The sequence below is a fragment of the Phenylobacterium sp. genome, assembly GCF_031984885.1.
GTDB lineage: Bacteria > Pseudomonadota > Alphaproteobacteria > Caulobacterales > Caulobacteraceae > Phenylobacterium.
The window spans coordinates 139,735-159,921 of record NZ_DAMABV010000006.1 but is presented as its reverse complement, the minus strand read 5'-3'; the positions used below and the strand labels follow the sequence as shown (position 1 = coordinate 159,921).

Here is a 20,187-nt window from a genome sequence, read left to right as displayed (position 1 = left end):
GTCCGGGAACAGCCGATCGTCACGAAGCCGGGACGCGAATGAATCCCGGTCTTCGGCCTGCGGCCGAAACCGGGACGCTGGCGTCACTCCCCCCGGAACACCGCCGTGCGCTTCTGATTGAACGCCGCCACGCCTTCGCGGCGGTCCTTGGTCTTGAACAAGCGATTGTACTCGACCAGTTCCAGGGCCATGGCCTTGCCCAGCGGCAGCGCGGCCCCGCCCCGCACCACCTTCTTCAGCGCCCTGACCGAGAGCGGCGCCTTGCCGGCGATCACCCGGGCGCGCTCGAGCACCTGAGGCATCAGTTCGTCGGGCGGGGTGACGTGGTTCACCAGGCCGAACTCCAGGGCCTGGGCGGCGTCGATCGGCAGGCCGGACATCAGCAGCTCGGACGCCCGCCGCTCGCCGGCCGCGCGGACGATGTACTGGGTGCCGCCCAGCCCGGGAATGATCCCCAGCCCGACCTCGGGCAGGCCGAGCCGCGCCGTCTGTGAGGCCCAGGCGAAATCGCAGGCCAGGGCCATCTCGCACCCCCCGCCCATGGCCGCGCCGTTCACCGCCGCGATGACCGGGAACGGGCAGGCCAACTGCGCCCGGATCATCGCCTCGAACATCACGTGCTGATCCGACCAGGCCTGGTCGGACATGCCGTCGCGTTCCTTCAGGTCCGCGCCGGCGCAGAAGAACCGGCCTGCGCCGGTCAGCACCGCCACGCGCACCGAGGCGTCCTTGGCCATGGCCGTCCAGAGCGCCAGCAGCTCCTCGCCCATGGCGGTGTTCAGCGCGTTGGCGGCGTCCGGACGCGTCAGCGTGACGACCTTGACCCCGGGCGACGGCTCGCTGACCTCGACATTCCTGCTCATCGTCCCTCCGGGCCGGCCACCACGCCGGCGTCATGCAGTCTGGCGATCTCGCCGTCCGACAGGCCCAGCACGGCGGCCAGCACCTCGTCGGTATGCTGGCCCAGCCTGGCGGCCGGGCGCGCGGGCGCGCGCTCGTCCTGCGGGATCGTCCCGGCAAAGCCCGCCGTCGGATAGGTCCGTCCGCTGGGATGGGTCACCGCGGCGAACACCGGATTGCCCTTGATCAGGCGCGGATCCTCCGCCGCGGCGCTCATGGGCTGATAGGGGCCCCAGCAAACGCCTTCCCTGTCGAAGGCCGGCTGCAGCTCGGCCAGCGTCTTGCGGGCGAAGGCGGCCTCGAAGATCGGGAACAGCCGGCCGCGGTGATCGAAGCGCAGGCCCTCGTCGGCGGCGAAGCTGACGCCCAGCTCGGCTTCCAGAGCCGCGACCTCGGCCTCGATGTCCAGGACCTGGGTGAGCCCCTTCCACTGGCGCGGGGTGATCGCCACCAGCATGATCCTCTGGCCGCCCCCCAGCATGAAGTCGCGGCCGAACGCGCCGAACAGGTCGTTGCCCATGCGCTGGCGGTCCTGGCCGCCCAGGCTTTCGGCCAGATAGCCCAGATTGGCCATGGTCGTGCCGGCGACGTCCGACAGCGGGATGCGGATCTCGCGCCCCTTGCCGTCCCGCTGGCGGGCGTGCAGCGCCGAGACCAGGGCGAAGGCGGCGTAGGCCCCGGTCAGCAGGTCCCAGGCCGGCAGGACGTTGTTGACCGGCCGCGGCTCCTCGGGAAAGCCGTTCAGCATCGGCACGCCGACGGCGCTGTTGACCGTATAGTCGACCGCTGGACCGCCATCGGCCCAACCCATCACCCGGGCGCAGATCAGGTCGGGCCGCAGGGCGCTGAGCTTCTCGTAGGAGAGGAAGCCCTCGACCGGGAAATTGGTCACGAAGACGCCGCCCTCCTCGCCCGGCGCGGCGGCCAGCCGGGCGGCCAGTTCGCGCCCCTGCGGCCGCGAAAGGTCGATGGCGATCGACTTCTTGGACTTGTTCAGCCCCTCCCAGTAGAGGCTCTCGCCGCCCTCGCTGAGCGGCCAGCGGCGGAAATCGGGGCCGCCGCCGATATTGTCGAAGCGGATCACCTCCGCGCCCAGTTGCGCCAGATAGAGCCCGCAGGTCGGCCCGGCCACGAAGGCCGAGCCCTCGACCACGCGCAGGCCCTTGAGAAGATCGTACATCCCCTGCCCTCAGAAGCTCTTCGGCATGCCCAGCACGTGGGTGCCCACGTGGCTGAGGATCAGGTTCGTGGAGATCGGCGCCACCTGATAGAGCCGGGTCTCGCGGAACTTGCGCTCGATGTCGTAGTCCTCGGCGAAGCCGAAGCCGCCATGGGTCTGGATCGCGGTGTCGGCCGCGAACCAGGACGCTTCGGAGGCCAGCATCTTGGCCATGTTGGCTTCCGTGCCGCAGGGTTCGCCAGCGTCGAACATCGCCGCGGCCTTGTCCACCATCAGCGCGGCGGCGGTGACCTGGACGTGCGCCCGCGCGATCGGGAACTGGACCCCCTGGTTCTGGCCGATCGACCGCCCGAACACCTCGCGGTCCTTCGCATAGGCGCTGGCCCGGTCGACGAAGAACCGCCCGTCGCCGATGCACTCCGAGGCGATCAGGATCCGCTCGGCGTTCATGCCGTCGAGGATGTAGCGAAAGCCCTTGCCCTCCTGGCCGACCAGGTTCTGCGCCGGCACCTTCAGGCCATCGAAGAACAGCTCGGTCGTGGCGTGGTTGAGCATGGTGCGCACCGGCCGGATCGTCAGGCCGTTTCCGACGGCGTCGCGCAGGTCGACGATCAGCACGCTCATGCCGTCCGAGGGCTTGGCGGCGTCTTCGCGGGCGGTCGTGCGGCACAGCAGGACCATCAGGTCCGAATGCTCAGCGCGGCTGATCCAGAGCTTCTGGCCCGTGACCACGTAATGGTCGCCCTCGCGGCGGGCGAAGGTGGAGATGCGGGTGGTGTCGGTGCCGGCCGTGGGTTCGGTGACGCCGAACGCCTGGAGCCGCAGTTCACCGCTGGCGATCTTCGGAAGATAGGCCTGCTTCTGGGCCTCGCTGCCGTGCTTGAGGATCGTGCCCATGGTGTACATCTGGGCGTGGCACGCGCCGCCATTGCAGCCCGAGCGGTGAATCTCCTCGAGCACCGCGGTGGCGGCGGCCAGGCCCAGGCCCGAGCCGCCGTACTGTTCGGGAATCAGCACCGAGAGGAAGCCCGCCTCGGTAAGCGCACGGACGAATTGCAAAGGATAGGTGCGCTCGCGGTCCAGCGCTCGCCAGTATTCGCCGGGAAACTGGGCGCAGAGCTTGCGCACGGCCTCACGGATTTCAGGGAAACTTTCCGCGCCGCTCAACGCCGTCCTCCGCAGTTCGCCTCGGGTTTCGATCCAGCTAGCCCAAAGCCACCATGGGGGAAAGCCATGCCGCTACGTCAGCCCACAGCCTCAAGCTTAAGTGTTCGGAAGGCCGAAAACTCCAGCCAACTCAAATACAACTTCCAGGACTTTGCGAATCGTTAACCAAGTTCTGGCGGAACTTCAGTGCGTGTACGTTGTTCGAACCGGCATGGACAGCATGGACCGCAATGAACGCTTGCATCGAGAGGCCGTCAGCCTCTGGCGCGCGTTGAGCGCCGATCCGCCGCCGAGCGGACTGCGCGGCGCGCGGCTGCTGGACGCGGCCATGCACCTGAAACTCGCCGACAAGTACGATCGGTTTCACTCGCCGCATCTTCGGCCGACCCAGATCGTCCGGCCGCGCTGAGCATCCAGAATCAAGAAGGCCCCACCCGGCGTCGCCGAACGGGGCCTGTCTTTGCGGCTGGTCCGCTGGAGGGACCGAGTGGGGCTCGTGGCCGCGCTTGTTCAACGCGGCCGGAGCTTAGCCGTTCCCGTGGCGCTTAGCCGACGATCTGGTCGTCGGTGAAGAACTGGGCGATCTCGATCTTGGCGTTGTCCAGGCTGTCCGAACCGTGGACCGAGTTTTCGCCGACGTTCAGGGCGAACAGCTTGCGGATCGTGCCTTCGGCGGCCTGTTCCGGGTTGGTGGCGCCCATGACTTCACGATACTTGGCCACGGCGCCTTCGCCTTCCAGCACCTGCACGACGACGGGAGCCGAAGTCATGGTCTCGACCAGCTCGCCGTAGAACGGGCGCTCGGCGTGGACTTCGTAGAACTTCTTGGCCTGGGCCTCGGTCATCCGGATGCGGCGTTGGGCGACGATGCGCAGGCCGGCGCCTTCGATCACGGCGTTGATCTGGCCGGTCAGGTTCCGCTTGGTGGCGTCCGGCTTGATGATCGAGAAGGTGCGTTCGGTCATGTCTTTTGCTTGTCTTATTCTTGGGGAGGCGCGGGGCTCCGCGCGGGTGGCGGGCTTATAACCGCCCGATGTGACAACGCCAAGCGCACGACGGTCGCCTTCCGCGGCGCGCTCTGCTAAGCCCCCGCGCTCGCCATGCTGCAAATCAACGACCTTACCTTCGACTCCTGGGGCCGCCGCTTCTTCGACCATGCGAGCGTCAGCGTTCCCGTGGGCGCCAAAGTCGGGCTTGTCGGGCGCAACGGCGTCGGCAAGTCGACCCTGTTCAAGCTGATCCTGGACCAGTTGCACGCCGGCGACGGCGAGATCGGCTATCCCAAGCAGGCCCGGATCGGATCGGTGGACCAGGAGCATCCGGCCACCCCCGTCCCGCTGATCGACACCGTCCTGGCGGCCGACGAGGAACGCGCCCGGCTGCTGCACGAGCTGGAGACCGCCGATCCCGAGCACATGGGCGACATCTACGGCCGCCTGGCCGAGATCGGCGCCGACCGTGCGCCGAGCCGCGCGGCGGAAATCCTCTCGGGCCTGGGCTTCTCCAACGCCGACCTGACCCGCCCGATGGCCGAGTTCTCCGGCGGCTGGCGGATGCGGGTGGCCCTGGCCGCGGCCCTGTTCGCCGAGCCCGACCTGCTGCTGCTGGACGAACCGACCAACTATCTCGACCTGGAAGGCGCGCTCTGGCTGGAAAGCCGGCTGAAGAAGTACCCGCACACCGCGGTGATCATCAGCCACGACCGCGAGATCCTGAACAACTCCTGCGACCACATCCTGCACCTGCTGGACGGCAAGTTGACGCTCTATGTCGGCGGCTACGACCAGTTCGAGCGCCAGCGCGAGGAGAAGGCCCGCCTGCAGGAGGCCACCAAGGCCAAGGTGGAAGCCCAGCGCGCCCACCTGCAGTCCTTCGTCGACCGCTTCCGCGCCAAGGCCTCGAAGGCCACCCAGGCGCAGTCGCGCCTGAAGATGCTGGCCAAGCTGCCGCCGGTCTCGGCGGTGGTGATCGAGCACACCTCGCCCTTCATCCTGCCCTCGCCCGAGCGCCCGCTGGCGCCGCCGCTGGTGCGTCTGGAGGGGGTATCGACGGGCTATGCCGACGGCCCGCCGATCCTCAGGAACATGAACCTGCGCCTGGACCTGGACGACCGCATCGGCCTGCTCGGCGTCAACGGCGCGGGCAAGTCGACCTTCGCCAAGCTGGTCGCCGGCGCGCTGGACGCCCAGAGCGGCGAACTGAAGCGCTCGGCGCGGCTGAAGGTCGGCTGGTTCCACCAGCACCAGATCGAGGCGCTGGATCCTAACGACACGCCGCTGGACATCATCCGCCAGGCTATGCCGGAGGCCTCCGAGGCCAGCCGCCGCGCGCGCCTGGCCCAGTACGGCCTGGGCCACGAGAAGGTCGACACCACGGTCGCCAACCTGTCCGGCGGCGAACGCGCCCGGCTGCTGCTGAACCTGGTCGCGGCCGAGAAGCCGCACCTGCTGATCCTCGACGAACCGACCAACCACCTCGACATCGACAGCCGCCGCGCCCTGCTCGACGCCTTGAACGACTACGAGGGCGCGGTGATCCTGATCACCCACGACCGTTCGCTGATGGAATTGGTCGCCGATCGCCTGTGGCTGGCCACCGACGGCACGATCGCCCCGTTCGAGGGGGACATGGACGACTACGCCAAGTTCGTGATCGACCGGGCCAGGCAGGCCGGCAAGGCCCCGACCCAGGTCCGCGAGCCCGAGCCCGTGGCCGCTCCCAAGCCGCCGCCGGCGCCCAAGGCCAAGGTCCCCACGGGAACCGCCCGCCGCCGCGCCGAGGCCGCCGAGGCCGCCCTGGCCAAGGCCAGCCAGGCCCTGGCCCAGATCGACGCGGCCCTGACCGATCCCAAGGTGTTCAGCCAGGATCCGGCCAAGGCCGCCGACCTCGCCCGCCAGCGGATGATGGCCGAAGCAGCGCTCGAGGCGGCGGAGCTGGAATGGATGGAGGCCGTCGAGGCCTACGAGGCGCTGAAGGGCGAAGGCTGAAGGGCGAAGGCTGACGGGCGAACGCCGTTCTCCCCTTCCCCTCCCCGGCGGCCGATCTATGGTCGCCCGATGCCCGCCGACGCAGCTCCACTCCCCGAACCTGGCCAGCGCCGCCTGGCGCCGCGCGTCCGGGCGCGGCTGCACGAACTCTATTTCGGCAAGTCCGAGCGGTCGGTGCGCTTTCGGCTGACGGTGATCGCCATCGACGTGGTGATGATCGCCTTCTTCATCGCCGCGCCGTTGCTGCGCGAGACGCCGGTGTTCCTGTTCGTCGACTATACGATGGCCTTCGTGCTGGCGATCGACCTGGCGGCCCGCGCACTGGCCAGCGACAACCTCGGAGCCTGGATGAGGCGCCCGGTGACGTGGGTCGACCTGTTCGTCCTCGTCACCCTGCTGTTCCCGCTGTGGCTGTTCAACCTGGCCTTCCTGCGCGTCCTGCGCCTGTGGACCCTGGTGCATTCGGAGTTCTTCTGGGACACCGTCGGGCGGCGCTACAACGAGACGCGCTGGGAAGACGTGGCCAGGGCCGCCTCGACCCTGATCACCTTCATCTTCATCATGACGGGCTTCGTCTATACGAGCTTCGCGCGGACCGAGGGCGTCGGCAGCTATATCGACGCGCTCTACTTCACCATCGCCACCCTGACGACGACCGGCTTCGGCGACATCACCCTGCCTGGAACCTGGGGCCGGGTGATCTCGATCGTCACCATGCTGACCGGGATCACCCTGTTCGTGCGCCTGGCCCAGGCGCTGTTCCGGCCCTACAAGATCCGCTTCACCTGCCCGACCTGCGGCCTGCGCCGACACGACGTCGACGCCGTGCATTGCAAGGCGTGCGGCGAACTGCTCAACATTCCCAATGACGACGAGGTCTAGCGCCGTGCCCGACGAAGCCCGCCTGATCTACCTGCTGCTGGTCCTGGTGCTGGTCGCGCCGGCCGGCGTGGCCGCCCTTCGCCACCTGTTGCGCAAGCGCGACAAATAGATCCTAGAGCGCGCGGGCGAGACGCAGGTTCTCGGCGTGCTCGGCCTGGGCGCGGCGAAGGTTGATCTCCTCCGCGTCGGGGGACTCATCGATCAGGGCGTCGATCGCGCTCTCGGCGACTTCGGCGTCTTCGAACGGGGACGCGACTTCGAACGGACGGTTCGGCATCGGAGGACCTCCTTGTGATGGCGGGCGAGACTGTTAAGCAAAGCTTTATGACAACCAAGCCCTGGTTCGCGTTCCAGGCCCGGAATTCGCCCGAAATCACGGCATCTTGAGCGGCCAGGCGACGCGCGGGTCCGGCTGGTTGGGAGCGTGCCGCCTAGCTGTCGACCAGTCGCCAAAATGCAAGCCGAGATGTCGGCGCGATCAAGAAATGTATTGGCTCACGCCGCGATAGGGTCCTACCATCCTTGCGAACGCTGCGTCGCGGTAAGGCGAGTCTGCTTTCACTGACCCTCGTCTGCGCATCCGCGAGAGAACGGCGTGTGGGAAGGAAGCGATTGTGCAGCGCACCAGTACCGAGGGGCCTGACTACTTTCATAGAGTCGTCGATTGCCAGTGGGCCTGCCCGGCCCACACACCTGTTCCAGAGTACATCCGCCTGATCGCCGAAGGCCGATACTCGGACGCCTACATGGTCAACTGGAAGTCGAACGTCTTTCCGGGAATCCTCGGGCGGACGTGCGATCGCCCGTGCGAGCCGGCCTGCCGACGCGGCCGGGTCGAGGACGAGCCGGTGGCCATCTGCCGCCTGAAACGCGTCGCCGCCGACAACAAGGAGGACATCACGGGCCGGCTGCCCGCTCCCGTCGCGGTGTCGAACGGCAAGCGCGTCGCCCTGGTGGGCGCAGGCCCCGCCTCGCTCACCGTCGCCCGCGACCTGGCCCCGCTCGGATACGAGCTGACGCTTTTCGACGGCGAAGCCAAGGCGGGCGGCATGATCCGCAGCCAGATTCCGCGCTTCCGCCTGCCCGAGGAGGTCATCGACGAGGAGGTGGGCTACATCACCGGCCTGGGCATGGACATGCGCCTGGGCGAGCGCGTGGACAGCCTCAAGGCCCTGCTCGCCGAGGGCTATGACGCGATCTTCGTGGGATCGGGCGCGCCGCGCGGCCGCGACCTGGATCTGCCTGGCCGGCAAGAGGCCGCCGCCAACATCCACATCGGCATCGACTGGCTCAGCAACGTCTCGTTCGGCCACATCGAGAAGATCGGCCGGCGCGTCATCGTGCTGGGCGGCGGCAACACCGCCATGGACTGCTGCCGCACCTCGCGCCGGCTGGGCGGCGAGGACGTGAAGGTCATCGTCCGCTCCGGCTTCGAGGAGATGAAGGCCAGCCCCTGGGAAAAGGAAGACGCGATCCACGAGGACATCCCGATCCTCAACTACCTCGTCCCCAAGGCCTTCACCCACGAGAACGGCAGGCTGACCGGCGTCACGTTCGAGAAGGTCCGCCCCGAATACGACGCCAGGGGTCGCCGCAGCCTGGTCCCCTCCGGAGAACCGGACGAACACTACGAGTGCGACGACGTGCTGGTGGCGGTCGGCCAGGAGAACGCCTTCCCCTGGATCGAACGCGACATCGGACTGGCGTTCGACGAATGGGGCATGCCCAAGGTCGATCCCCTCACCTTCCAGTCGACGGAGGCCAGGGTCTTCTTCGGCGGCGACGCGGCGTTCGGGCCCAAGAACATCATCTGGGCCGTCGCCCACGGCCACGACGCGGCGATCTCGATCGACAGGTTCTGCAAGGCCGAGGACCTCATGGTCCGCCCGCCGCCCGGCGTCGCGATGACCAGCCAGAAGATGGGCATCCACGAGTGGAGCTATGACAACGATCCGGCCAACGACACGCGCTATCGCGTGCCGCTACGCGACAAGGGCGAGGCGCTGAAGGACGTCCGCCTGGAGGTCGAACTGGGCTTCGACCGCGCCACCGCCTATCGCGAAACCCAGCGCTGCCTGAACTGCGACGTCCAGACGGTGTTCGCCGAGAGCGCCTGCATCGAGTGCGACGCCTGCGTCGACATTTGCCCGACCGACTGCATCACCTTCACCGAGAACGGCGAGGAGGACGACCTTCGCAGCCGCCTGAAGGCGCCGGCGCTCAACCTCGAACAGGCCCTCTTCGTCTCCGGCGGCCTGCCGACCGGGCGGGTGATGGTCAAGGACGAGGACGTCTGCCTGCACTGCGGCCTCTGCGCCGAGCGCTGCCCCACCGGAGCCTGGGACATGCAGAAGTTCCTGTTGGAAATGACCCATGCGGGGGGATCATGCCGCTAGAGGCGCTGAACGACTTCGTCGTCAAGTTCGCGAACGTCAACGGATCCGGCTCGGCCAGCGCCAACGGGATGTTCGCCAAGGCGATCCTGCGCATGGGCGTGCCGGTGGCGGCCCGCAACATCTTCCCCTCCAACATCCAGGGCCTGCCGACCTGGTTCGAGGTGCGCGTCACCGAGGCCGGCCACCTGGGCCGCCGCGGCGGCGTGGACCTGATGGTGGCGATGAACCCGCAAACCTGGGACCGGGACGTGGCCGAGATCGAGCCCGGCGGCTACCTGTTCTACGATTCCACCAAGCCGCTGCCGCCGTCGAAGTTCCGCGACGACGTCACCGTGGTCGGCGTGCCGCTGACGGCGATGTGCAATGCGGCCTATCAGCTTCCGCGCGAGCGCCAGCTCTTCAAGAACATCATCTATGTCGGCGCGCTGGCGGCGCTGCTGGACATCGAGATCTGGGTGATCGAGCAACTGCTGGCCGAGCAGTTCGCCGGCAAGGACCGGTTGATCGCCGCCAATGTCGCAGCCCTGCACATGGGCCGCGACTATGTGCAGGAAAACCTCCAGCCCCTGCGGCTGAAGGTGCGCCGCGCCGACAAGGTCGGCGACCGCATCTTCGTGGAGGGCAATTCCGCCGCCGCGCTGGGCGCGGTCTATGGCGGGGCGACGGTCTGCGCCTGGTATCCGATCACGCCCTCGACCTCGCTGGCCGAGGCCTTCACCGGCTATTGCGAGGATCTGCGGACCGATCCGGAGACCGGCAAGGCGCGCTACGCCATCGTCCAGGCCGAGGACGAGATCGCCTCGATCGGCGTGGTGGTCGGCGCAGGCTGGAACGGCGCGCGCGCCTTCACCGCCACCTCCGGCCCCGGCGTCTCGCTGATGACCGAGTTCATCGGCCTCTCCTACTTCGCCGAGATTCCGGCGGTGATCTTCGACGTGCAGCGCGGCGGCCCCTCGACCGGCATGCCCACGCGCACCCAGCAGGCCGATCTGCTGGCCGCCGCCTATGCCGGTCACGGCGACACCAAGCATCCGCTGCTGCTGCCGGCCGATCCCGGCGAGTGCTTCGAAATGGGCGCCCTGGCCTTCGACCTCGCCGACCGGCTGCAGACCACCGTCTTCGTCATGCTCGACCTCGACATCGGCATGAACGAGTGGCTGACCAAGCCCTTCGAGTGGGACGACAACCGCAAGCTCGATCGCGGCAAGGTGCTGGGCTACGACGAGCTGGAAGCCGGCGTCGAGTTCGGCCGCTACCTCGAGGTCGACGGCGACGGCATCGCCTATCGCACCTATCCGGGCGCCCACCCGACCAAGGGCGGCTATTTCACCCGCGGCACGTCGCGCAATCCCTACGCCCGCTATAGCGAAGAGGGGTCGGTCTATGTCGGCAACATGGAACGGCTGCTGCGCAAGTTCGACACCGCGCGCCGTCTGGTTCCGGCCCCGATCCGCCGCGAGGCCCAGCGCCAGACGCGCGAGGGCGTGATCTATTTCGGCTCGAGCTCCCCGGCGATGCACGAGGCGCTGGAGACGCTGGAGCATTCCGGCCTGCACCTGAACGCGCTGCGGGTGCGCGGCTTCCCGTTCGCCGACGAGATCTTCGCCTTCATCGCCGCGCATGACCGAGTGTTCGTCGTCGAGCAGAACCGCGACGCTCAACTACGCACGCTGCTGATCAACGAGGGCGACATCGATCCGTCGCGGCTGACGGCGGTGCTGCACTACGACGGAACGCCGATCACCGCCCGCTTCATCGCCGACACGGTCCAGCGCCTGATGAGCGAGCGCAAGCCGATGCCGGAGGCCGCCGAATGACCTACATCACCAAGCCTCAACTGCATCACCCCCAGCTCAGGACCAACGCCCTCGGCTACACCCGCCGGGACTACGAAGGCTCGGTCTCCACCCTGTGCGCCGGCTGCGGGCACGACTCGATCTCCTCGGCGATCATCCAGGCCTGCTATGAGCTGGACCTGCCGCCGCATCGCGTCGCCAAGCTCTCCGGCATCGGCTGTTCATCCAAGACGCCGGACTACTTCCTGGGCAATTCGCACGGCTTCAACACCGTGCACGGGCGCATGCCCTCGGTGCTCACCGGCGCCAACCTCGCCAACCGCGACCTGATCTATCTCGGCGTGTCGGGCGACGGCGACAGCGCCTCGATCGGCCTGGGCCAGTTCGCCCATTCGATCCGCCGCGGCGTCAACATGCTCTACATCGTCGAGAACAACGGCGTGTACGGCCTGACCAAGGGCCAGTTCTCGGCCACCTCGGACAAGGGCTCGAAGTCCAAGAAGGGCGTGATCAACCACGACGCCGGGATCGACCTGGTCAGCCTGGCGCTGCAGATGGGCGCGACCTTCGTGGCCCGCTCCTTCTCCGGCGACAAGGCCCAGCTCGTGCCGCTGATCAAGGCCGCGCTCAGCCACAAGGGCGCGGCGTTCATCGACTGCATCAGCCCCTGCGTGCAGTTCAACAACCACGCCGGATCGACCAAGTCCTACGACTATGTCCGCGAGCACAACGAAGCGGTGAACCGCATGGACCTGGTTCCCGCCCGCGAGACGATCACCATCGACTATGCGCCCGGTGAAACCGTGCCGGTCGCCCAGCACGACGGCTCGATCCTGCACCTGCACAAGCTGGCCGAGCACTACGACCCGTCGGACCGCGTCGGGGCGATGGCCTATCTCCAGTCCCGCCAGGCGCTGGGCGAGATCGTCACCGGGCTGCTGTTCCTCGACCCCGAGGCGCGCGACCTGCACGAGAACCTGGGCACGGTCGATGCGCCCCTCAACAGCCTTAGCGAACGCGAACTCGTGCCTGGCGCCGCAGCCCTGGCCAGGCTCAACGCGACGCTGCGCTAGACGGCGACCATCGACATCCAGGCCGCCCAAGCGCGCAGGGTCAGCCCTTCGAGCGGCCTTCGCGCAGGCGGTCGATGGGATCGAGGACGTAGGCGAAGTCCTGGCGGCGGAAGCTGCGGAACAGCAGGATCATGCCGCTGAGCGCCAGCCAGGTGACGCCGGTGCCGACGGTGACGATCAGCGGATGGTTGAAGCTCTCGCGCTTGGTGTAGTCCATGATGTGGATCATCCAGAAGACGTCCCACAGCCGCCAGGTGTCGTTGCGCAGCAGCACCATCTCGCCGCTGGCCGCCGACATGAACAGCGTCGTCTTCTCCTTGTCGGCGAACTCCACCCGCCAGGCCGGCAACTGGGCGGTGCGCGACTCGACGTCGTGCTTCTCGACCCTGCGGATCGAGGCGACGCCCTCGGGACCGGCGAAGGCGGCGGCGGCGAGCGCGCCGGCCTTGGCCGCGTCGATCGTCACCGGAGCGCCGGTGAGCGCGTCGAGCAGCTTGACGCCCGAAGGGGTCGTCGCCTCGTAGACATGGCCCTGGCCGAGCGGCTTCAGGCGCAGCCTGAGGACCGGCTCGCCCACCGCCGCCGCCGCCTGGGACAATGGCAGGGTCTGGGCCGGCAGCATGACCGGGGCGGCCTCGCGGAGCGAGCCCTCGCCCGAGACCCTGTGGTGGTCGAGCAGGGCCATCATCGCGCCGCTGACCGACCAGAGTAGCATCTGGAGGCCCAGGACCAGGCCGAACCACTTGTGAAGCGTGCGGATCAGAAACATCGGTCGATCCCCTAAGCGGTCTTACGCGCGCGGCGCCGGCGGCGGAAACTGTAGAGCAGCAGCCAGCCGCCGGTGGCCGAGGTCGCGACGGCCATCCAGGTGGCCACGCGCAGCAGCGTGTTGTTCATGTCCGTGCGCTCTTCGTAGTCCATGATGTGGAACATCCAGACGAAATCGAAGATGCGCCAAAGATCGTGGCGCTTGGCGACCAGTTCGCCGCTCAGGGGCGAGATGTAGAGCGTCGGCTTCCACAGGCCCTCGAACTCGACGCGCCAGATCGGGACGGGACGCCCCTTGATCTCGCTGGGCGCGGCGTCGAGCAGCTCGACCTTCGAGACGCCGCCCTGGCCCGCATAGAGCGCCACGGCGCGGTCGCGGGCGGCCTGCTCGTCCAGCGGCGAGAGCAGTCGGCCGTCGCGGGCGTCGAAGAGCATGCGGCCGGGAACGGCGTCGACGATGTAGACCGGCTGGCCGAGCTGGGTGTCCAGGCGCACCGAACGGGTTCCGCCGGGGACCAGGGAGCCGGGCTCCACCAGCGCGGCCAGGGGCTGGGCCTGGAGACGCGGGGCGCGCACCAGATGGTCGCCATGGATGATGTCGATGTGGACCGCGGTCATGTAGAGGCCGCTCACCGTCCAGAAGATCGCCTGCACGGCGATGATCAGGGCGAGCCACTTGTGGGTCTTGCGAGCCAGGGCCGGCAAACGCATCTGGGAAATCTCTCGGAAAAGGCCGACGCCGGGAGGGCCGTGGGGCAGCCCGCCCGGCGCCGTGCGCCAACCTAGTTGAACTGGTAGGTCAGGCGCACATAACCGCGACGACCTTGCAGGTCGTAGGTCATGGTGTCGGTGTTGCCGTCGGTCCAGCTCTGGATGAACGGAGCCTTCTCGTCGAAGATGTTGTCGATCCCGACGGCGATGTCGGCCTGGTCGCCGAGGCGATAGGCGAACTGGGCGTTGTGGTAGAAGACGTCGGGGGTCTTGTAGCCGATGGCGCCCGGCTTGGCGTTGAAGTCGGTCGCCTCGCCGATCCACTGCACCGAGTAGGTCCCGGTCCACTTGTCGTCGGTCAGCGAGAACGTGGCGTTGGAGCGCCAGTGCGGATAGCCGCCGTTGCCGCCGCCGATATGGCCGTCGAAGATGATCGGATCGGCGCCCGGGAACGGGGTGACCACGTATTCCGACAGGTAGGTGGTGTTCCAGTCTAGGCTGGCCCGGCGCTCGCCGACATCGAAGTCGTAGCGGACGCCCATGTCGACGCCCTTCATGCGCTCCTGGCCGGTGTTGACCGGCTGGGCCGACAGGTAGTTGACCTCGCCCGTCAGCGGGCTGCGGGTGAAGTTGCTGGGGCCGCAGAACGGGTGGGTCATGCCCGGCGAGGCGTAGCAGACCGACAGCTTGGTCGAGCCCGGGATCGAGCGGATGGCGTCCTCGATCTTGATGTCGAAATAGTCGAGCGTGACCGACAGGCCGCCGACCTGGGTCGGTTGCCAGACGAGGCCCAGGGTCAGGGTCTCGGCGGTCTCGGGCTGCAGGTTGCTGTTGCCGCCGACGGTGGTGAGGACGGTGGTGCCGAGCTGGACGTAGCCGGCCGGCACGCCCGAGGCCTGGCAGTTGGCGATCAGGGTGGCGTTGCCGCTGGCCGAATAGCGGCTGCATGGGTCGGTCGTGGTCAGGTTGCCCTCGGCCACGCCGCCGAACAGCTCGGGGACGCTTGGGATGCGGAAGCCGGTGCCGTAGGTGGCGCGCAGGCGCAGGCTGTCGACCAGGGTCCAGTTCAGGCCGATCTTGTAGGTCTGGTTGCTGCCGAACAAGTCGTAGTCCGAGTAGCGGATGGCCGCGTCGAGATCGAGGCGCTTGACCAGCGGCAGGTCGGCGACCACCGGCGCGGAGAGTTCCAGGTAGGCTTCCTTTGCGGTCACCTCGCCCGAGATCGGATCCTGCTGGTTGGTGTTGGCGATGCCCAGCACGGTCAGGGCGTCGGGATTGCGCCAGCCCTTCTCCTCGCGCCAGACCACGCCGGCCGCGGCGGCCAGCGGTCCGGCCGGCAACTGGAAGACCGTGCCGGTGACGTCGGCGGTGAAGCTGCGCTGCTCGTTGCCGCCGGTGTCGCGGGACGTGAACAGGATGTACTTGAGCACGTCCGGCGTCAGGTCGCCGTAGCCGAGGTAGTCAGCGCAGGGGATCGCCGCCCCGGCGCCGGTGCTGCAGATCGCGGTGTTGATCGAGTTGTTGACCCGCTCGAGGTTGGCGATGTTGGTCATGCCGTCGACGCCGGTGTTGCGGCCCCAGTTGACCGCTGCTTCCCAGGTCCAGTCCCCGACGATCGATCCGCGCGCGCCGGCGACCAGGCGATAGGTGTCGGTCTCCTGGAAGAACTGCCGCGGGCCGGGCTCGGCCAGGCGCCGCTGAACCACGGTGATGTCCTGGCCGGTCGGGTTGGTCGGATTGCCGGCCGCGATCGCCAGATTGCGCAGCGTGCCCGGCGAGGCGATCTGGTTGCTCTCGCGGTGGGTGAAGAAGAACTCGCCGAACAGCTCGACCTTGTCGTTCAGGTCGTACTTGGCCAGCACCGCGGTGCTGATGCGCTCGATCGGCGAGACCGCGTTCAGGTAGGGGTTGGAGTTGAAGTTGTGCTTGGCGGCGCTGTAGGGCTCGTAGAAATCCCCGTTCCCGCCCGGCGTCTGGTTGAAGTTGATCTGCTGGCCGTTCGGCAGGACGGCGCGGCCGCCGATGGTCGCGGCGCTGGAAACGCAGACCAACTGGCCGCCGACCTCGCCCAGCCCGCAGGCGGCGCGGCTGGCCAGGTTCACGGCCTCGGTCTTCTGATAGGTCAGGCCGGCGGTGACGCTGCCGCGCTCGCCGCGCAGGCCCCAGAGGGCGTCGAGCGTGTACTCGGCGCCGTCGTTCTCGTCGGTGATCCCGTACTTTCCGGAGAGCTTCAGCCCTTCGAAGTTGTCGATGGTGATGATGTTGACCACCCCGGCGACGGCGTCGGCGCCGTAGATGGCCGAGGCGCCGTCCTTGAGGATGTCCATCCGCCCGATGATCGCGGTCGGGATCATGTTCAGGTCAGGCGCGCTGTTGGCGCCGGTGCCGCCGTTCACCACCCGGCGGCCGTTGATCAGGGTCAGGGTGCGGTTGATGCCCAGGCCGCGCAGGTTCACCTGGGCCGTGCCGTAGCCGTTGCCGGTCCAGTAGGCGTTGCCCTGGCCGCCGGCCGCGCCGGCCGAGGCCGGGAGACGCTGCAGCAGGGTCTCGACATTGGTCACGCCGGTGTTGGCGATCTGCTCCATGCTGACCACCGTGGCTGGGCCGACGCCGGTGATGTCCTCGCGCTTGATGCGGCTGCCGGTGACGACGACCTCTTCGACGTCGCCCGCGCTCTGCGCCAACGCCGAGGTTCCGGCCATCGCGCCGGTGACCATCGCGCTCGCCAGCAGCAGACGCTTGGAAAAACGATTCATAGCTACCCCCTTTGATCAAGTACTCGGAGCCACCCTCCCGGCTTTTCCAAGCACCCACGGCCGGCGCGGCGGACCGTCGACGGCAAATGTCTATACATATTTAGCATTGTGCAGACGGGATCTTTGCTGGGAGCTTCACGTGACGATTTTCGATTTCGTCAGCCGCATATCACCGGCACGACGACCTTGGCCGGCGCGGCGATTTCCATCCCGATATGTGGCTTGCAGTTATCCCCGCCCCAACGGCTACCGCATGGCGTGTATCCGTCCGCGTTATCGACCTAACTCAATCTATCCCGTTCTCACTGCGCCGATCCCCTCACCTTGGCGCAGACAGATTGCGCCAGCACAGCGACCCATCGTCGCTCATTGCGGATACGCGCAGCCTTCTCATACCCCTCAAAATTTTTCCGCACACGGCGCGAATATTTGACGGCGCTCAAGGCGAGCCCCCCCGGAACCGCGCTCCGGGGGAGCCAGATCCTATTGCGGGCGGATGGCGGTGATGACCTGGCCCTTCAGGTCGAAGCGGACCTTCGCGCCGGTCTTCAGTTGGGCCAGCATGGCCTTGTCGGCGACCTTGAACGGCATGGTCATGGCCGGCCAGTTCAGCGCCTTGATCGGATCGTGGGCGATGGTCACCGAGCCGGCCTTGGCGTCGACCTTCTTGACGACGCCGGTCCCTTCGACGGTCCCGGCCGCGGCGGGCGCCGCGTGGCCGGCGTGGTCGCCGTGATCCTGGCCGTGAGCCAGGGCGCCGGCGGCGCTGACGCCGAGGGCCGCCAGGGCCATGAGCATGGTCTTCATGTCAGATCTCCAGAAAGCTGCGCGCCCGCGGCGCGACGACTAGAACCAGGCGCGCACGCCCAGCACGAAACGGGTGTCTTCGACGTCCTCGCCGGCGGCGCGGGCGAGGTCGGCGGTGTCACCGAACTTTCGCTCATAGGCGACGCCGACATAGGGGCCGAACTCTCGGCGGAACTCGTAGCGCAGCCGCAGGCCGAGCTCGGCGCTGGTCAAGCCCGAACCGATCCCGAGCTCGCGGACCTCCTGGGCGGCCAGCTCGACCTCGGCGCGCGGCTCCAGGATCAGCTTCTGGGTCAGGCGCAGGTCGTAGGCGCCCTCGAACCGGGCCGACAGGTCGCCCTTGTCCGACAGGAACGCGGCGCCTTCGAGCTCGAACCAGTAGGGCGCGACGCCCTCGAAGCCGACCGTGGCGTAGGTCCGCGAGGGCCCCGGCTCGAAGTCGTGACGCACGCCGGCCTGCAGGTCGAAGTAAGGGCCGATGGCCCGCGAATAGAGCACCTGGGCCTCGGCGGAATGGAGGTCGCCGCCGAACGCCCCCTCGCCCGCCGACTTCAGGACCAGGCGATTGACGTCGCCGCCGTACCAGAACTCGCCTTCCCAGGCGTAGGCGTCCTCGCCCGAGGCCGGACGGACCTCGGCGGTGCTGAGCATGAACTTCCAGGCCTTGCCGCCACCGTGTTCCCTGGCGAGCTGGGCGCGAGCCGCGGCCATGGCGGCCGGATCATGGAACCGCTCGGCGGCGTAGTCGCCCGGCGCCGGCGGCGCGGGCTCGCTTGCGGCGGGCGGCACGTTCGAGGGGCCGGACATGTCGTGCCCGGCATGGGGATCGGGAGCCGGCGCAGGCATGCTGTGGCCGGCGTGCGGGTCGACCGGAGCAGGCACGGCGTGACCGGCGTGCTGGGCGGCGGCGGGCGTGGCGAGGACGAACGGCGCGAGGGCCGCGGCGAGGTAACGGCTCACGCGGCGTCTCCTTCCAGAGGACGCACGGTGACGACGTTAAACATGCCCGCATGCATGTGGTAGAGTAGATGGCAGTGGAAGGCCCAGTCGCCGCGCTCGTCGGCGGTGAGGTCGAAGGCCACCTTGCCGCCCGGCAGCACGTTGACGGTGTGCTTGCGCGGATGTCGCCCCGGATTGCCGGTGACCACCTCGAAGAAGTGGCCGTGCAGGTGGATCGGGTGGGCCATCATCGAGTCGTTGACCAGCACCACGCGCACCCGCTCGTTGTAGCGAAACGGGATCGGGTCCTTCAGGTGGCTGTAGCTCACCCCGTCGAAGGCCCACATGAAGCGTTCCATATTGCCGGTCAGGTGGATCTCCAGCTCGCGCGAGGGCGGCCTGAGATCGGGATTGGGATCGAGCGAGACGAGGTCCTTGAGCGTCAGCACCCTGTGCCCGACGTCCTCCAGCCCCTGCCCCGGATCGCCGGTGCGATCGGCGGGCATGGGCGAGATCATCTGCACGCCCGGCCCCAGCTTCACCTGCGGCGCATTGCGCGGATCGCGCATCGACATGCCCGAGTGGTCCATCTCCATGCCTTCCATGCCGGGCATGGCCGAGTGGTCCATGCCCATGTCGCGCATGTTCAGCAGCGGCCGCTTGCGCAGCGGCGGGACCTCGGCGGTCATGCCCAGGCGAGGCGCCAGGGTCGCCCGGCCCATGCCCGAGCGGTCGGCCGCCTCGGCCACGAGCGTGTAGGCGCGATCGTCGGCCGGCTGGACGACGACGTCGTAGGTTTCGGCTGGAGCGATCTGAAATTCCTCGACATCCACCGGCATGACGTTCTGGCCGTCCGCCTGGACGACGCTGAGCTTCAGCCCGGGGATGCGGACGTTGAAGATGGTCATGGCCCCGGCGTTCACGAACCGCAGGCGCACGCGCTCGCCGGGCGTGAACAGGCCGGTCCAGTTGTCCTTCGGCCCATGGCCGTTGACCAGGAAGGTGTAGGTCGACCCCGTGACGTCGAGAACGTCGGTGGGGTCCATCAGCATCCTGGACCACTCCTTGCGGTCCTTGAACGACTGGTCCTGCCCCTTCATCAGGCCGGCCACGGTCTGCTTCTGCATGTTGAAGTAGCCGGCGTGGGCCTTCAGCTTCCGGAAGATCTCGTGCGGGTGCATGAAGCTGTAGTCCGACAGCACGATCACGTGCTCGCGGTCGTACTGCACGGGATCCTCGCCCGCCGGGTCGATGACGATGGGGCCGTAGTGGCCCATCTGCTCCTGCAGGCCCGAATGGCTGTGGTACCAGTAGGTGCCGGCCTGCCGGACCTTGAACTCGTAGTCGAAGGTCTCGCCCGGCTTGATGCCGGGGAAGCTGACGCCGGGCACGCCGTCCATCTCGAAGGGCAGCAGCAGGCCGTGCCAGTGGATCGAGGTGTCCTCGTCCAGATTGTTGGTCACCGACAGCCGGACCGTCTGCCCCTCCTTCAGGCGCACGAGCGGCGCGGGCACCGTGCCGTTGACGGTGACGGCGTGGCCGGCGCGGCCGTCCACCTTGAACGCCGTGTGGCCGACGCTCAGCGAGATGGTCTCGCCGGAGACGGTCGGCAGGGTCGAGGTCACCCCAGGCGTCCCGCTCTGGGCCCAGGCCGGCAACAGAGCGCTCAAGGCCGCCCCGCCGCCCAGCGCGGACGCCCCGCGCAGCAGTTGACGTCGGTCGAAATCCTTCATGAACGGCCCTTCGGATCGCAGGCGACGCCCGTGAGGCGCGCAGGGGCGCCGACGGGTCGGGTACAGGTACTGTCAGTCATTGTCGGAGAGGA

The 20,187-nt window shown here is 68.0% G+C and carries 17 protein-coding genes; 6 read left to right on the top strand and 11 right to left on the bottom strand.

All coding sequences use genetic code 11. The annotated features are described in order from the left end of the window. Positions 1-83: 83 nt before the first annotated feature. The 3 genes from RTL41_RS11105 to RTL41_RS11095 are packed head-to-tail and all read right to left on the bottom strand — an operon-like array spanning position 84 to position 3,247. Positions 84-863, bottom strand: coding sequence for an enoyl-CoA hydratase-related protein (locus tag RTL41_RS11105; RefSeq protein WP_312164319.1), 780 nt, complete (start codon positions 861-863; stop codon positions 84-86). Beyond that, entirely contained in the window at positions 860-2,080 is a 1,221-nt protein-coding gene (locus tag RTL41_RS11100) for a CoA transferase (protein ID WP_312164317.1), read from the bottom strand. The genes RTL41_RS11105 and RTL41_RS11100 overlap by 4 nt, the downstream gene beginning before the upstream one ends. Positions 2,081-2,089: 9 nt before the next feature. Next, a complete protein-coding gene (locus tag RTL41_RS11095) occupies positions 2,090-3,247 on the bottom strand; it encodes an acyl-CoA dehydrogenase family protein (RefSeq protein ID WP_312164315.1) in 1,158 nt (385 codons plus the stop codon). A 211-nt stretch (positions 3,248-3,458) separates the two neighbouring features. Between RTL41_RS11095 and RTL41_RS11090 the strand changes: the two genes are divergently transcribed. Then, positions 3,459-3,656 (top strand): hypothetical protein, encoded by a 198-nt coding sequence (locus RTL41_RS11090; protein WP_312164313.1) that lies wholly within the window; start codon positions 3,459-3,461, stop codon positions 3,654-3,656. 136 nt (positions 3,657-3,792) lie between these two features. Here the strand turns inward: RTL41_RS11090 and ndk are convergent, their stop codons facing one another. Next, positions 3,793-4,212, bottom strand: coding sequence for a nucleoside-diphosphate kinase (gene ndk, locus RTL41_RS11085; RefSeq protein WP_312164312.1), 420 nt, complete (start codon positions 4,210-4,212; stop codon positions 3,793-3,795). Positions 4,213-4,347: 135 nt separating this feature from the next. Here ndk and RTL41_RS11080 point away from each other — a divergent pair, with 135 nt between their 5' ends. Beyond that, a complete protein-coding gene (locus RTL41_RS11080; protein WP_312164310.1) occupies positions 4,348-6,234 on the top strand; it encodes an ABC-F family ATP-binding cassette domain-containing protein in 1,887 nt (628 codons plus the stop codon). 69 nt (positions 6,235-6,303) lie between these two features. Further along, positions 6,304-7,116, top strand: coding sequence for an ion channel (locus tag RTL41_RS11075; RefSeq protein ID WP_312164309.1), 813 nt, complete (start codon positions 6,304-6,306; stop codon positions 7,114-7,116). Between the two features lie 112 nt (positions 7,117-7,228). On the opposite strand, the gene RTL41_RS11070 is transcribed toward RTL41_RS11075, so the two are convergent. Next, positions 7,229-7,393, bottom strand: coding sequence for a hypothetical protein (locus RTL41_RS11070; protein ID WP_312164308.1), 165 nt, complete (start codon positions 7,391-7,393; stop codon positions 7,229-7,231). A gap of 337 nt (positions 7,394-7,730) precedes the next feature. Here RTL41_RS11070 and RTL41_RS11065 point away from each other — a divergent pair, with 337 nt between their 5' ends. Genes RTL41_RS11065 through RTL41_RS11055 form a run of 3 tightly spaced genes read left to right on the top strand, consistent with a single transcriptional unit; the run spans position 7,731 to position 12,381 of the window. Next, positions 7,731-9,512 carry an FAD-dependent oxidoreductase gene (locus RTL41_RS11065; protein ID WP_312164306.1) on the top strand — a complete coding sequence of 594 codons (1,782 nt, stop codon included), beginning with the start codon at positions 7,731-7,733 and terminating at the stop codon, positions 9,510-9,512. Beyond that, complete coding sequence (locus RTL41_RS11060; protein WP_312164304.1) at positions 9,503-11,329, top strand: 2-oxoacid:acceptor oxidoreductase subunit alpha; 1,827 nt, start codon at positions 9,503-9,505, stop codon at positions 11,327-11,329. Before RTL41_RS11065 ends, RTL41_RS11060 begins: the two co-directional genes overlap by 10 nt. Continuing rightward, positions 11,326-12,381: a 2-oxoacid:ferredoxin oxidoreductase subunit beta gene (locus tag RTL41_RS11055; RefSeq protein WP_312164302.1), complete on the top strand. Its 1,056-nt coding sequence runs from the start codon at positions 11,326-11,328 to the stop codon at positions 12,379-12,381. The genes RTL41_RS11060 and RTL41_RS11055 overlap by 4 nt, the downstream gene beginning before the upstream one ends. A gap of 40 nt (positions 12,382-12,421) precedes the next feature. Here the strand turns inward: RTL41_RS11055 and RTL41_RS11050 are convergent, their stop codons facing one another. From RTL41_RS11050 to RTL41_RS11025, 6 genes are all read right to left on the bottom strand, one after another. Next, entirely contained in the window at positions 12,422-13,150 is a 729-nt protein-coding gene (locus RTL41_RS11050; RefSeq protein ID WP_312164301.1) for a peptidase, read from the bottom strand. Positions 13,151-13,161: 11 nt separating this feature from the next. Further along, complete coding sequence (locus tag RTL41_RS11045; protein WP_312164299.1) at positions 13,162-13,860, bottom strand: hypothetical protein; 699 nt, start codon at positions 13,858-13,860, stop codon at positions 13,162-13,164. A gap of 71 nt (positions 13,861-13,931) precedes the next feature. Beyond that, positions 13,932-16,616: a TonB-dependent receptor gene (locus RTL41_RS11040; RefSeq protein WP_312164297.1), complete on the bottom strand. Its 2,685-nt coding sequence runs from the start codon at positions 16,614-16,616 to the stop codon at positions 13,932-13,934. A 483-nt stretch (positions 16,617-17,099) separates the two neighbouring features. Beyond that, positions 17,100-17,423, bottom strand: a complete 324-nt coding sequence (locus tag RTL41_RS11035; protein ID WP_312164294.1) for a copper-binding protein — start codon at positions 17,421-17,423, stop codon at positions 17,100-17,102. 39 nt (positions 17,424-17,462) lie between these two features. Beyond that, entirely contained in the window at positions 17,463-18,383 is a 921-nt protein-coding gene (locus RTL41_RS11030; protein ID WP_312164292.1) for a copper resistance protein B, read from the bottom strand. After that, a complete protein-coding gene (locus RTL41_RS11025; protein WP_312164289.1) occupies positions 18,380-20,095 on the bottom strand; it encodes a copper resistance system multicopper oxidase in 1,716 nt (571 codons plus the stop codon). Before RTL41_RS11025 ends, RTL41_RS11030 begins: the two co-directional genes overlap by 4 nt. Positions 20,096-20,187 lie beyond the last annotated feature (92 nt).